The organism is Kurthia sp. Dielmo (genome assembly GCF_000307285.2).
GTDB classification, from domain to species: domain Bacteria; phylum Bacillota; class Bacilli; order Bacillales_A; family Planococcaceae; genus Kurthia; species Kurthia populi.
The window spans coordinates 514,448-527,624 of sequence record NZ_HE578956.1; the positions used below are offsets into that span (position 1 = coordinate 514,448).

14 protein-coding genes and 1 pseudogene are annotated in these 13,177 nt (G+C 36.5%); all 15 read left to right on the forward strand.

Going from position 1 to position 13,177, the window contains the following annotated elements; translation table 11 throughout:
* Positions 1 to 1,330: chromosome segregation protein SMC (locus KTHG_RS02865; protein ID WP_044527202.1), on the forward strand; the 1,330-nt coding region annotated here is incomplete at its 5' end.
* 16 nt (positions 1,331 to 1,346) lie between these two features.
* Positions 1,347 to 2,627: a signal recognition particle-docking protein FtsY gene (gene ftsY, locus KTHG_RS02870; protein ID WP_020189417.1), complete on the forward strand. Its 1,281-nt coding sequence runs from the start codon at positions 1,347 to 1,349 to the stop codon at positions 2,625 to 2,627.
* 121 nt (positions 2,628 to 2,748) lie between these two features.
* Complete coding sequence (locus KTHG_RS02875) at positions 2,749 to 3,081, forward strand: putative DNA-binding protein (RefSeq protein WP_020189418.1); 333 nt, start codon at positions 2,749 to 2,751, stop codon at positions 3,079 to 3,081.
* A gap of 12 nt (positions 3,082 to 3,093) precedes the next feature.
* Positions 3,094 to 4,464, forward strand: coding sequence for a signal recognition particle protein (ffh, locus tag KTHG_RS02880; RefSeq protein ID WP_020189419.1), 1,371 nt, complete (start codon positions 3,094 to 3,096; stop codon positions 4,462 to 4,464).
* 222 nt (positions 4,465 to 4,686) lie between these two features.
* Positions 4,687 to 4,959: a 30S ribosomal protein S16 gene (gene rpsP / locus KTHG_RS02885; RefSeq protein ID WP_020189420.1), complete on the forward strand. Its 273-nt coding sequence runs from the start codon at positions 4,687 to 4,689 to the stop codon at positions 4,957 to 4,959.
* A 31-nt stretch (positions 4,960 to 4,990) separates the two neighbouring features.
* Positions 4,991 to 5,224, forward strand: coding sequence for a KH domain-containing protein (locus KTHG_RS02890; RefSeq protein ID WP_020189421.1), 234 nt, complete (start codon positions 4,991 to 4,993; stop codon positions 5,222 to 5,224).
* 69 nt (positions 5,225 to 5,293) lie between these two features.
* On the forward strand, positions 5,294 to 5,809 hold the full coding sequence (gene rimM / locus KTHG_RS02895; RefSeq protein ID WP_020189422.1) for a ribosome maturation factor RimM: 516 nt from the start codon (positions 5,294 to 5,296) through the stop codon (positions 5,807 to 5,809).
* The gene (gene trmD, locus KTHG_RS02900) at positions 5,809 to 6,540 is read left to right on the forward strand and encodes a tRNA (guanosine(37)-N1)-methyltransferase TrmD (RefSeq protein WP_044527259.1); all 732 of its coding nucleotides are present in this window, start codon (positions 5,809 to 5,811) and stop codon (positions 6,538 to 6,540) included. Before rimM ends, trmD begins: the two co-directional genes overlap by 1 nt.
* A 148-nt stretch (positions 6,541 to 6,688) precedes the next feature.
* Positions 6,689 to 7,033 (forward strand): 50S ribosomal protein L19, encoded by a 345-nt coding sequence (rplS, locus tag KTHG_RS02905; protein ID WP_020189424.1) that lies wholly within the window; start codon positions 6,689 to 6,691, stop codon positions 7,031 to 7,033.
* Positions 7,034 to 7,160: 127 nt separating this feature from the next.
* A complete protein-coding gene (lepB, locus tag KTHG_RS02910; protein WP_020189425.1) occupies positions 7,161 to 7,733 on the forward strand; it encodes a signal peptidase I in 573 nt (190 codons plus the stop codon).
* Between the two features lie 13 nt (positions 7,734 to 7,746).
* Positions 7,747 to 8,602: pseudogene (gene ylqF, locus KTHG_RS02915) on the forward strand (ribosome biogenesis GTPase YlqF).
* 88 nt (positions 8,603 to 8,690) lie between these two features.
* Positions 8,691 to 9,464: a ribonuclease HII gene (locus KTHG_RS02920; RefSeq protein ID WP_020189426.1), complete on the forward strand. Its 774-nt coding sequence runs from the start codon at positions 8,691 to 8,693 to the stop codon at positions 9,462 to 9,464.
* A gap of 4 nt (positions 9,465 to 9,468) precedes the next feature.
* The gene (locus KTHG_RS02925; RefSeq protein ID WP_020189427.1) at positions 9,469 to 11,553 is read left to right on the forward strand and encodes a hypothetical protein; all 2,085 of its coding nucleotides are present in this window, start codon (positions 9,469 to 9,471) and stop codon (positions 11,551 to 11,553) included.
* Positions 11,550 to 11,846 (forward strand): EscU/YscU/HrcU family type III secretion system export apparatus switch protein, encoded by a 297-nt coding sequence (locus tag KTHG_RS02930; protein WP_020189428.1) that lies wholly within the window; start codon positions 11,550 to 11,552, stop codon positions 11,844 to 11,846. Before KTHG_RS02925 ends, KTHG_RS02930 begins: the two co-directional genes overlap by 4 nt.
* Before the next feature lie 156 nt (positions 11,847 to 12,002).
* Complete coding sequence (sucC, locus tag KTHG_RS02935; RefSeq protein ID WP_020189429.1) at positions 12,003 to 13,163, forward strand: ADP-forming succinate--CoA ligase subunit beta; 1,161 nt, start codon at positions 12,003 to 12,005, stop codon at positions 13,161 to 13,163.
* The last annotated feature ends 14 nt before the right edge of the window (positions 13,164 to 13,177 follow it).

Consider the following 13,177-nt stretch of genomic DNA (forward strand, 5'->3'; position numbering starts at 1 on the left):
GGTTAAGCGCTTATCACAACGTGTTTCTTTATTTGATTCTGAACAGCAAGATGTCACAAGTCGTTTAGGTTCATTGGAAGATTCAAAAATCACCCTTGAAAAACGTTTAGTATCTTTAGATGAAGAGACAGCTACATTAAATAAAGATGTAGAGCGCTTAGAGTCATTAAAAGCACAAAGTATAACCGAACGTGATCAATTGCAAAGTGATTTAGCTGATGCAAAAGCACAGCAGGCTGTAAAAGCTGAGCAAGTACTACAACTTCGTATGCAAGTAGAAGACTTAACAAATAAATTAATGACAAGTAAACAGCATTTGCATGCTCAACAACAAGAACGTGAATGGTTATTAACAAGCGAAGGAGAAGAAGGCCCTTCTGAGGAAGAATTGACAGAGCGTACTGTATCATTGAAAGCGCGTAGAGATACTTTAAACACTTCTATTGCTAATGCAAAAGTAAAACGTGCAGAATTGCAAAAAACGATTCAAAACGTCGATACATTGCTTACAGAAGCACAACGTGTTCACCAGGGCGTGCTAAACGCTATTCGTGACATCGATGTGAAAATGAATCGTATTGATGCAAACCGTAGCAATCAAGAAAATCAATTGTTAACAGAATACGACTTAACATTCCAAGAAGCATTGCTTGAGGAAGCTGTTGATGTTGATATTGATACAGCACGGCGTAAAGTGAAGTTATTACGTCAGTCAATTGATGAGCTTGGCGATGTGAATGTACACGCTATTGAAGAATACAAAACCGTGTCTGAACGTCATGAATTCTTAACAAATCAACGCAATGATTTATTGGAGGCGAAAGATACGTTGCATGAAGCCATTCGTGAAATGGATGAAGAAATGACAGCTCGTTTTAGTGAGACATTTATGTCTATTCGCACACATTTCCAAGAAGTTTTCCGTGAATTATTTGGTGGTGGTAAAGCAGATTTAATTTTGTTAGACCCAGAAAACTTATTAGAAACGGGTATTGAAATTGTTGCGCAACCACCTGGTAAGAAATTGCAAAGCTTGAGTTTATTATCTGGTGGGGAACGTGCATTGACAGCAATTGCTTTATTATTTGCAATCTTAAAAACTCGTCCAGTACCCTTCTGTATTTTGGATGAAGTCGAAGCAGCGCTTGACGAAGCGAATGTTAGTCGCTATAGTCAATACTTGAAAAAATTCAGCGATGATACACAATTTATCGTGATCACGCACCGTAAAGGTACGATGGAAGGCGCCGATGTGTTGTATGGTATTACGATGCAAGAATCCGGCGTTTCAAAACTCGTATCAGTAAAATTAGAACAAGAGATGTCCTAAAGGAGCGGAATGAAGTATGGGCTTTTTACAACGTATGAAAGAAAAGCTAACTGGTAAAAAAGATGAAGAACAGTTAGAACAACTAGAAGAAACAAATGAAGCAGATGCCATAGAGGACAATGCTGAAATCGAAGAAAGCCAAGCAGAGGAAACAACAAAAGTAATTGAATCGGCAGAAAAGCCTGTCAAAGAAATTGTGGAAGAACCTGAAGTAATCGAAGAACCAGTCGTTGAAGAGGCTTTAGAAGAACTACCAACGATTGTTGAAGAAGAGTCAGAAACTAAAGAAGAATCAGAGCAAAAGCGTCATTGGTTCTCTCCAGCAGCAATTACTGAAAAATTCAAGCATGGTCTTGAAAAAACACGTAATTCATTTTCTTCAAAAGTAAATGATTTAGTAGCACGTTACCGTACAGTAGATGAAGAGTTTTTCGAGGAATTAGAAGAATTATTACTACAAGCCGATGTTGGATTTGAAACAGTAATGCAATTAATCGATGAACTTGAAATGGAAGTAAAACGCAAAAATATTAAATCAACAGATGGTATTCAAGCAGTTATCTCGGAAAAACTAGTGGAAATTTATGAGCAAGGTGAAGCTGATATTACTGATTTAAATATGCAACCAGATGGTGAATTAACAGTTATTTTATTTGTTGGTGTAAATGGTGTGGGTAAAACAACCACAATTGGCAAATTAGCGCATCGTTTTGAACAACAAGGTAAAAAAGTTATGCTGGCAGCTGGTGATACATTCCGTGCTGGTGCAATCGACCAATTGCAAGTTTGGGGCGACCGAGTAGGTGTTGAAGTAATCAAACAATCAGAAGGCTCAGATCCAGCAGCTGTTATGTATGACGCAATCAATGCAGCCAAGAACCGCGGAGCAGATATTTTAATTTGTGATACAGCGGGTCGCTTACAAAATAAAGTTAACTTAATGAATGAACTTCAAAAAGTACATCGTGTTATCGAACGTGAAGTACCAGGTGCACCGCATGAAGTCTTATTAGCTTTAGATGCTACAACTGGACAAAATGCACTTGTACAAGCAAAAACATTTAAGGAAGCTACAAAAGTAACAGGGATTGTATTAACGAAACTAGATGGTACTGCAAAAGGTGGTATTGTATTAGCTATTCGTAATCAATTGCATATTCCAGTTAAATTTGTTGGTCTTGGTGAAAAAATGGATGACTTACAACCATTTGATGCGGAACGTTATGTGTATGGTTTATTCGCAGATTCATTAGATAAACAAATCGATGAATTGGATGAACAACACAAAGACGTATAAGCAACGATAAACGTTGATATATCAATAAAAAGCGAGGTTTTGGACAAGGGGTTTACCTTGACAGAGTCCTCGCTTTTCTTATATGATACGATGGAATATGTATGTAAAGGAGAGGTTATGTATGTTATTAGAAAAAACAACACGTATGAACTTTCTCTTTGACTTTTATCAAGCACTTCTAACGGATAAACAAAGAAGCTATATGCAACTTTATTATTTAGATGATTTGTCATTAGGAGAAATTGCAGAATCATATAAAGTATCACGCCAAGCAGTTTATGATAATATCCGACGTACGGAAGCAATGCTTGAAGAATATGAAGAAAAACTTCAACTTTTTACAAAGTTTCAAAAAAGACAGCAAATTGCGCTGGCATTAATTGCAGCAATTGAAGAAAATGCGCCAAAAGAGGATGCATTACGTTATATTGAACAATTGAAAGAATGGGATTAGGGGGCGACCACTATGGCATTTGAAGGCTTATCAGAGCGACTCCAAGGTACAATTGCCAAAATTAAAGGTAAAGGTAAAGTAACAGAACAAGACGTTAAATTAATGATGCGTGAAGTTCGATTTGCTTTAATCGAAGCCGATGTTAACTTAAAAGTAGTAAAAAAATTCGTGAAATCAGTTAGTGAACGTGCAGTAGGTTCTGACGTTATGCAAAGCTTAACGCCGGGTCAACAAGTTATTAAAATTGTTCAAGAAGAATTAACACAATTAATGGGCGGCGAACAATCACCTGTTAAATTCTCGACTCGTCCGCCGACTGTTATTATGATGGTAGGTTTACAAGGTGCCGGTAAAACGACTACTACAGGGAAACTAGCAAATGTATTACGTAAAAAATACAATAAAAAGCCATTACTTGTAGCAGCCGATGTTTATCGTCCAGCAGCTGTACAACAACTACAAACACTAGGAAAACAATTGTCAATCCCAGTGTTTGACAAAGGAACGGATGTTTCACCAGTAGAGATTGCTCGTGAAGCAATTGAATTGGCTAAAGAAGAGCATCACGATGTTGTGATCATCGATACAGCTGGTCGATTACACATCGATGAAGCATTAATGCAAGAATTAAAAGATATTCGAGCACTTAAAGAGCCGGATGAAGTATTCTTAGTTGTTGATGCAATGACAGGTCAAGATGCTGTAAACGTAGCGGAAAGCTTTAATGAAGCTGTCGGAATTACAGGTGTCGTATTAACTAAATTAGATGGGGATACTCGTGGTGGTGCGGCATTATCAATTCGCTCAGTTACAGAGAAACCAATCAAATTTGTTGGTATGGGTGAAAAAATGGATGCACTTGAACCATTCCACCCAGAACGTATGGCACAGCGCATTTTAGGTATGGGTGATGTATTATCACTTATTGAAAAAGCGCAAGCAACGGTTGATGCGGACAAAGCAAAAGAGTTAGAAGAAAAATTCAAAACACAAAGTTTTACTTTTGACGATTTCCTTGATCAAATGAGTCAAGTGAAGAAAATGGGTCCATTGGAAGATATTATTAAAATGATTCCTGGTATGAACAAAGTCAAAGGGTTAGATAAAATGAACTTTGATGATAAACAAATTAATCATATTGAAGCGATTATTCAATCAATGACGATTGCAGAGCGCACAAATCCAGAAATTATTAATGCGAGCCGTCGTAAACGTATTTCTAAAGGATCTGGGCGTTCAGTACAAGAAGTTAACCGTTTGATTAAGCAATTTGATGAAATGAAAAAAATGATGAAACAAATGTCTGGATTAGCCGGTGCACCTGGTGCAGGTAAAAAGAAAAAGCTGAAATTACCAGGTATGGATTCATTATTTAAAATGTAATACAAAAGCTCTGCATTTGTAGAGTTTTTCGTATGCTAAATAGCTTAAAAAATCCGTAGAATTAATTGTTTTTAGTTGTTAAGAAAAAATACTTTACAAACACTTGTAATCTTACTCAGAATCCTGTAGAATAACTTGTGTTAAGAAAAAACACTTTACAAACAATCGAAAGCTTGATATTATACTATCTTGTGTGAAACTTATTCGGAGGTGCAAAGAAACATGGCAGTAAAAATTCGCTTAAAACGTATTGGTGCTAAAAAAGCTCCTTTCTACCGTATCGTAGTTGCTGATTCACGTTCTCCACGTGACGGTCGTTCTATTGAAACAATCGGTACATTCAATCCATTAACTTCTCCAGAAGAAGTTAAAATTGATGAAGAAAAAGCATTATCTTGGTTAGCTAATGGTGCAAAACCATCTGATACTGTACGTAACTTGTTCTCGAAACAAGGTATCATGGCTAAATTCCATGAATCAAAACAAGGTAAATAATTTTACCTTATAAATAATCGGGGGTGACGTTGTGGAACAGCTGATTAAAACAATTGTACAACCACTAGTCGATTTTCCAGATGATGTTCGCATTACGGTGAATGAATCAGAAAATCGTGTCGTTTATAAACTTGCTGTCCATCCTCAAGATGTCGGCAAAGTCATAGGTAAACAAGGAAGTGTCGCGAAAGCGATTCGAACAATTGTTTATTCTGCTGCAAGCAGTCACCATATGAAGAAGACATATGTCGACATCATAGATTAGCGTAAAAGGAGGGAGCATTGGTTCCTTCCTTTTTTGTTGTATATAAGTATAAAAAAGAGGTGTCCTAGTATGAAATGGTACAACGTTGGTAAAATTGTTAATACACATGGTATTCGTGGTGAAATTCGTGTGATTTCACAAACAGATTTTCCAGAAGATCGTTATGAAGTAGGTGCAAAACTTGGTATTTTTGCGCCGGGTGAAAAACGTCCTACAACAGTTATTATTAAAACTGCTCGAAAACATAAAAACTTTATTCTACTTTCATTTGAAGGTTATCCAAATATTAATGATGTTGAAAAATTCAAAGGAAGCATGCTAAAAGTAAATGAAAACTTCCTTGAAGAATTAGAAGAAGATGAATTTTATTATCATGAAATCGTTGGTTGTGACGTATTTGATGAAAATGGCAATGAAATTGGTAAAATTAAAGAAATTTTTGAAACGGGTGCCAATGATGTTTGGACTGTTACAGGCATAGATGGTAAAGAGCATTATTTACCGGTTATTTTTGAAGTAATTAAAGAAGTAGATGTTGAAAATAAACGCGTCACAATTGAATTAATGGAAGGTTTATTATCATGATGAATATTCAAGTTTTATCATTGTTTCCAGATATGTTCGATGGTGTTTTTAATGCATCTATTATGAAAAAAGCACAAGATAAAGGTGCTGTAACATTTGATGTAACGGATTTTCGCTCGTTTTCAAACAATAAACATAATCAAGTAGATGACTACCCTTACGGCGGTGGCGCGGGTATGGTATTGAAACCTGAGCCATTATTTAATGCTGTAGAAGCATTGCAAGCACAAGGCAAAAAACCTCGTATTATTTTAATGTGTCCTCAAGGTGAACGATATTCTCAAAAGAAAGCAGAAGAACTATCTTTAGAAGAAGATTTGATTTTCCTTTGTGGTCATTATGAAGGGTACGATGAGCGTATTCGTGAGCACCTTGTTACCGATGAAATTTCAATTGGTGATTTTGTGTTAACAGGTGGTGAGCTTGCTGCCATGACAATCATTGATAGTGTAGTGCGCCTTTTACCAGGTGTATTGGGACAAGAAGCTTCACATATTAATGATTCATTCTCTACAGGTTTATTGGAGCATCCACATTACACACGCCCAGCAGACTTTCGTGGGATGAAAGTTCCGGATGTTTTAATGTCTGGAAATCATGCGAAAATTGCAGAATGGCGTGAAGAACAATCATTAAAACGTACATTCGAACGTCGACCTGATTTATTAGAGAATATTAATCTTACACCAAAACAAAAGAGCTATTTACGTTCACTTGGGTATGAAAAATAATCATCTGTGACAAGGAAATGGACTTGAAACAAACGTATAGATATGTTAGTATTTAAAGTGCATTTCTTAAAGAAATGCCGTATTACGGTGTTCCGCTGTAGCAACCATTAAGCGAACTATATGAGCATCTGTCAAAGGAGAAAATAAAATGTCAAACATTATTACAGAAATCACAAAAGAACAATTACGTACTGATATGCCAGCTTTCCGTCCTGGTGACACAGTATCTATCGACGTTAAAGTTGTCGAAGGTACTCGCGAACGTATCCAAAAATTCGAAGGTGTTGTAATCAAACGTCGTGGTGGCGGTATCAGCGAAACTTTCACTGTTCGTAAAATCTCTTACGGTGTAGGCGTTGAACGTACATTCCCAGTTAACACACCAAAAATCGCAGCACTTAAAGTTACTCGTCGTGGTAAAGTACGTCGTGCTAAATTATACTACCTACGTAACTTACGTGGTAAAGCTGCTCGTATCAAAGAAATTCGCTAATTTCTTTTTACTAGCAAAAAAAAGTGTAGAGCAATTTGCTCTACACTTTTTTCATGTCTAAAAGAGAGAATCTTTTTGCCTGCTTTTAGAAATACTTGTACAATAAATAATGTAGAGTGAGGGGTGGTTGTATGGAAGAGGAAAAATTAAAAAAGAAAAAAGCGACTTATGGGAATGGATTAAAGCGCTTATTATTGCTTTTTTATTAGCAGCATTGATCCGCTTTGTACTCTTTACACCAATTGTTGTTGATGGTGAGTCCATGATGCCTACTCTTGAAAGTGGCGAACGTATGATTGTAAATAAACTAAATTATAAAGTTGGAGATATTCAGCGTTTTGATATTGTTGTTTTCCACGCACCTGAAAAGAAAGATTATATTAAACGAGTGATAGGGGTTCCTGGTGATACACTTGAATATAAAAATGATCAACTATACATTAACGACAAGAAAGTAAATGAAACGTATTTACAAGATTATAAAAACCAAATTGTTGATGGTGGTACACTAACCGAAGATTTTAGCCTATTAGATTACACAGGTAAAAAAATAATTCCAAAAGGATATTATTTTGTAATGGGTGATAATCGACGAAATAGTAAAGACAGTCGACATATTGGACTAGTATCAGAAGAAAAAATTGTAGGGAAGGCAAGCGTTGTCTTCTGGCCAATTGAAAACTTTGGTACGATAGATTAAGAGGAGAGATATTATGACAATTCAATGGTTTCCAGGGCATATGGCTAAAGCCCGCCGACAAGTTACAGAAAATTTAAAGTTAGTAGATATTGTTTTTGAGTTAATTGATGCACGTTTACCAATGTCATCTCGTAACCCCATGCTAGATGATATTATTCATCAAAAAAAACGATTACTCATTTTAAATAAAGCCGATATGGCAGATGAAACGCAAACTAAGCGTTGGATTCAATTTTTTTGAAGAAAAAGGACATAAAGCAGTAGCTGTAAACTCACTTGATAGTAAAGGATTAAAACGCGTTACAAAAGCTGCGGAAGATGTGTTGGCAGAAAAATGGGATCGTATGCGTAAAAAAGGTTTAAAACCGCGTGCCATTCGCGCGATGATTGTGGGGATTCCAAACGTTGGGAAATCGACAATGATTAACCGCTTAGCGAAAAAAAATATCGCACGAACAGGTAACATGCCAGGGGTAACAAAATCTCAGCAATGGATCAAGGTTGGGAAAGAGTTAGAATTACTTGATACACCAGGGATTTTATGGCCAAAATTTGAAGATCAGCGTGTAGGAGCTAAATTAGCGGTAACGGGGGCCATTAAAGATGCAATTATGAATATGGATGATTTAGCGATTTTTGGGCTAAACTTTTTAGAAACATATTACCCTCAACGTTTACATGAACGTTATCAAATTGAAGGTTTAACAGATCCAATTGTTGGCACATTTGATCACATCGGTAAACTACGCAACATTAAAATGTCAGGTGGCGATATTGATTATTCAATGGTATCTGAATTAATCGTTCGTGACATTCGAAATGAACATTTAGGAAAATTAACATTTGATTTTGTAGAAGATTACGAGTAAATGCCACTTTATCGACAATGTCTTTTAGGCATTGTCGATTTTTTCATTATATCGTGACAATTTTAACCGATAAAAGGAGTAAGTGTAGATGACAACGATTAAAGAAATTAAAGAGAAATTATCAACAGAGACAGTATGGCAAAGTTGGATGGATGAATTAGCCAAAGATGAACGTACAGGCGCTCAAAATGCATTAAAATCATGGAAACGTGCACAAGAGAAACAGCAAAAATTAATAGATGAGCACCAGTCGAAGTTAGCATTTGATCAATCATTTCGTGAGAACAGTTCTTCTCTTATAGCCGGGACTGATGAAGCGGGTAGAGGACCACTAGCCGGCCCCGTTGTGACAGCTGCTGTGATTTTACCGAATAATGCATGTGAAGCATTGCTTGGGTTAAACGACTCGAAACAATTATCATATGATAAACGTGAAGAATTTATTGAGAAGATTATGCAAACTGCAGTAGCAACCGCCGTTCATTTTCAATCAGTCGAAGTGATTGATGATATTAATATTTATGAAGCAACACGTGAATCAATGAAGACATCTATTGAGCGTTTGGCAGTAAAGCCCGATTATGTATTGGCCGATGCTATGAAGCTAGATATCGAAATAGCACAAAGTTCAATTATCAAAGGAGATGCAAAAAGCTTAGCTATTGCAGCAGCCTCTATTTTGGCCAAAACTGCACGAGATCATTATATGGAAGAGATGGATGAAAAATATCCTGGTTATGGTTTTGCAAAACATGCAGGATATGGAACAAAACAACACTTAGAAGCGTTGGAACATCTTGGGGTCACACCGATTCACCGTAAAACATTTGAACCGATAAAAACAATGCTTTTGAAAGGATGAGACGATGAATTTAACAGGTGTAAATGTACAGCAGTCACAAATGCAAACAACACAACAAGCTGTTGTTGTAAAAGAAGGACAAGTGTTACATGGCACAATTACAAAATTGTACCCGGACCAGAAAGTTGAAATTCAAGTAGGGAATCAAAAAATGATGGCACAACTTGAAACGCCATTAAAAGCCGGTGACGCGCATTTCTTTCAAGTGACGGTTATTTCACCTAATTTATCCTTAAAAGTAGTTTCAGGGCCCTTAACGTCACAATCAGCGTCACAACAGGCGCTACAATTAATAAATAGCATGGATTTACCGGATTCAAAAGAAATGCAGCAAATTGTAAAGCAATTTTTGAAAAATGATGTACCAATGTCACGCGAACAACTTATTCAAGCAGAGCAAGTGTTGAGAGCCACAACGATTCCAACGACACAAGCGCTAGATGCTTTATCCAAAATTGTTCAATTAAAACTACCGATGACAGAAAGTTCATTGCAAGCGATTGTTCAAGGTGGTGCTAAAACAGGATTCCAGGCAGCATTAAATAACTTGCAACAATTGATTCAAAATGATGCAACATTAAGTACGAGACTTAAAGATACATTATTAAATAGTTTATTGCGTTTGGAGAAACCATTAGCGATTGAAACAGGTAGTATAATGCTAGCGAAAATGCTAGATAGTCTAATTTCTACTGCAACCAATGCGTCAACAAAACAAGCGATGTTATCTATGCTTCGTCAAGCAGGCGTATTACCTCAAAATGCCAATATGATGAATTTCTTATCAGGCGCCTTAGGGAAAGTTGATGCTAATCCAACACAGACGCTACAAAATGCGTTACAACTTGTTCAACAAAGTCCACAAAATGTAGAAGCTAGAATAGGATTACAGCAGGCTGTTTTAAATCACACAGGATTAAATACAGCTTCCAAAGAAGCGATTATAACAGCATTAAATCGGGTGCAGATTTCACCGACGAATACGTATACGGCTCAATTAAATACAGCGACGACGAATGCAATGAAAACAGCAGATTCTTTAACGCCAGCACAATTATTAACGGCTGTAGTACAAACAAAATCAACAAATATAGCACCTGTTTTAACACAATTAACACAATCTGTGAATCAAGATACGCAATTATCTGTAGCTACAAAAGAAGCTATCCAAACATTGGTCCAAAAATTTAATACGACGCCAGCAACGGCACAATCTATTCAAAATTTGGCTAAACTAGTTCAGCAAGAATTAGTAAAAGACTATAGTGACCAACTACAGCAACAGCCTTTTCAACAAAATGCGTCACAACAAACTAAAACACAATTGATGCAATTATTAGGTGTTCAACCGAAGCTAATGGATGAAGCATTAGAAGCACTAACGTATCAAACAACAAAAAATGTAAATGCTACAGCACAGCAACTATTGCAAAATACTGAATTACAATTACAACAGCAGCTGAATGGAAAAGCGTTTGAAACGATCTTACGGCATACCTTACAAAATTTAGGACTTAATTATGAAGCAAATTTAAATAATAAAGAGACAAATTTAGAACAATTGCAGCAACAATTAAAACCGCAATTAATGGCGCTATTACAAGATGAATCAGCGCATTCTGCAACACGTCAAGCAGCGGAAAATATCATATCTCGTATGAATGGAATGCATTTTTTATCGGGTGAGAATGGACCACAACATCAATTGATTATGCAAGTACCTCTTGAATTATTTGGTAGACAAACTGATGCAACTTTGCAATGGAATGGACGTATGAAAAAGAATGGTAAAATTGATACGGATTATGCACGTGTTATGTTCTATTTAGATTTAGCTTCACTAGAGGAAACAATTATTGATATGCAAGTTCAAAGTCGCGTAGTTACTGTAACTGTGTATAATGAAAAACAAAATCTAGCATTATTTGCAGAACCGCTACGTGAGTCATTAGAAAAAGGATTACAAACACATGATTATAAGTTATCAGGTGTTTTAATAAAATCATTTGAACGTGTGGAAAAAGAAGTGAAACCAATTTTTCATGCAACAACAACTAATGGAGAAGGCGGTGTTGATTTGCGCATATGACGGAACAATATGAAAAAAGACATGAGGCAGTTGCATTAAGTTTTGATCCAACTGATGGTGGAGCACCAAAAGTCCTGGCAAAAGGTAAAGGGAAAATTGCTGAAAATATTTTAGAACAGGCAAAAATGCATGACATTCCAATTCAAGAAGACCCCTCACTTGTTCAATTACTTGGACAATTGGACTTAAATGAATCGATACCTGAAGAATTGTACCAAGCAGTTGCAGAGGTTTTTGCTTTTATTTATCGATTAGATCGTACATATGATGGTGTTCAAAAAAAAATCCGCTAAATTTCGTGGTGCGAAATTTAGCGGATTTTGTGTCTAAAGAAGAATTTTATAGAAAATATAAAAGATATTGTAGTATAAAACATAGACAGTTCAGAATATTTTATATACAATGAAATAGGTAACAGAAAGTTTTACAAAGAGATGGGAGGAAGTTTCATGAATATCCATGAGTATCAAGGGAAAGAGATTCTTCGTCAAAATGGGGTAAAGGTTCCTAAAGGTATCGTTGCATTTTCACCAAAAGAAGCGGTGAAAGCAGCTAAAGAATTAGGCACCGAGGTAGTAGTAGTGAAAGCTCAAATCCATGCTGGGGGGCGTGGTAAAGCAGGCGGTGTTAAAATCGCAAAATCACTAGACGAAGTAGAACAATATGCAAAAGAACTTTTAGGTAAAGTATTGGTGACACACCAAACTGGTCCAGAAGGTAAAGAAATCAAGCGCCTTTACATAGAGGAAGGCTCAGATATTAAAAAAGAGTATTACGTAAGTTTACTCGTTGACCGTGCTACTTCTCGTGTTACATTAATGGGATCTGAAGAAGGCGGTATGAATATCGAAGAGGTTGCGGAAGAAACACCTGAAAAAATCTTCACAGAAGTGGTGGATCCGATTGTCGGCCTTACAGCTTTCCAAGCACGACGTCTTGCATTTAATATTAATATTCCGAATAATTTGATAAATAAAGCAGCAGACCTTTTCCTAGGTTTATATAAAACATTCATCGAAAAAGATGCATCTATTGTTGAAATTAATCCACTTGTTGTAACAAATGGGGATGAAGTTATCGCATTAGATGCGAAATTCAACTTTGATGGTAATAGTCTATATCGTCATGCAGATGTAGTAGAACTACGGGACTACGATGAAGAAGATCCGAAAGAAATTGAAGCATCAAAACATGATTTAAGCTATATTCCACTAGAAGGTTCAATTGGTTGTTTAGTAAATGGTGCCGGACTTGCGATGGCAACTATGGATACAATCGGTTACTACGGCGGCAGTCCAGCAAACTTTTTAGATGTTGGTGGTAGCGCGACAGCAGAGAAAGTTAAAGAAGCATTTAAAATCATCCTTTCAGATGCACATGTAAAAGGTATTTTCGTTAATATTTTTGGTGGCATTATGAAATGTGATGTTATTGCAGAAGGTGTTGTAGCAGCAGCAGGCGAACTAGGTTTAGAAGTGCCACTTGTTGTTCGTTTAGAAGGTACAAATGTTGAGTTAGGTAAAGAAATTCTACGAAATTCAACATTAAATATCGTAGCAGCAGCATCACTTGCAGACGGCGCACAAAAAATCGTAGAGCTTGTAGGCTAAGAAGGGGTGGAATA

What these genes read in the sequence shown, in the direction of transcription:
- ftsY (WP_020189417.1), top strand. Translation starts at nt 1,347, where the DNA reads ATGGGCTTTTTACAACGTATGAAAGAAAAGCTAACTGGTAAAAAAGAT.
- KTHG_RS02875 (WP_020189418.1), top strand. Translation starts at nt 2,749, where the DNA reads ATGTTATTAGAAAAAACAACACGTATGAACTTTCTCTTTGACTTTTAT.
- ffh (WP_020189419.1), top strand. Translation starts at nt 3,094, where the DNA reads ATGGCATTTGAAGGCTTATCAGAGCGACTCCAAGGTACAATTGCCAAA.
- rpsP (WP_020189420.1), top strand. Translation starts at nt 4,687, where the DNA reads ATGGCAGTAAAAATTCGCTTAAAACGTATTGGTGCTAAAAAAGCTCCT.
- rimM (WP_020189422.1), top strand. Translation starts at nt 5,294, where the DNA reads ATGAAATGGTACAACGTTGGTAAAATTGTTAATACACATGGTATTCGT.
- trmD (WP_044527259.1), top strand. Translation starts at nt 5,809, where the DNA reads ATGAATATTCAAGTTTTATCATTGTTTCCAGATATGTTCGATGGTGTT.
- rplS (WP_020189424.1), top strand. Translation starts at nt 6,689, where the DNA reads ATGTCAAACATTATTACAGAAATCACAAAAGAACAATTACGTACTGAT.
- KTHG_RS02920 (WP_020189426.1), top strand. Translation starts at nt 8,691, where the DNA reads ATGACAACGATTAAAGAAATTAAAGAGAAATTATCAACAGAGACAGTA.
- KTHG_RS02925 (WP_020189427.1), top strand. Translation starts at nt 9,469, where the DNA reads ATGAATTTAACAGGTGTAAATGTACAGCAGTCACAAATGCAAACAACA.
- KTHG_RS02930 (WP_020189428.1), top strand. Translation starts at nt 11,550, where the DNA reads ATGACGGAACAATATGAAAAAAGACATGAGGCAGTTGCATTAAGTTTT.
- sucC (WP_020189429.1), top strand. Translation starts at nt 12,003, where the DNA reads ATGAATATCCATGAGTATCAAGGGAAAGAGATTCTTCGTCAAAATGGG.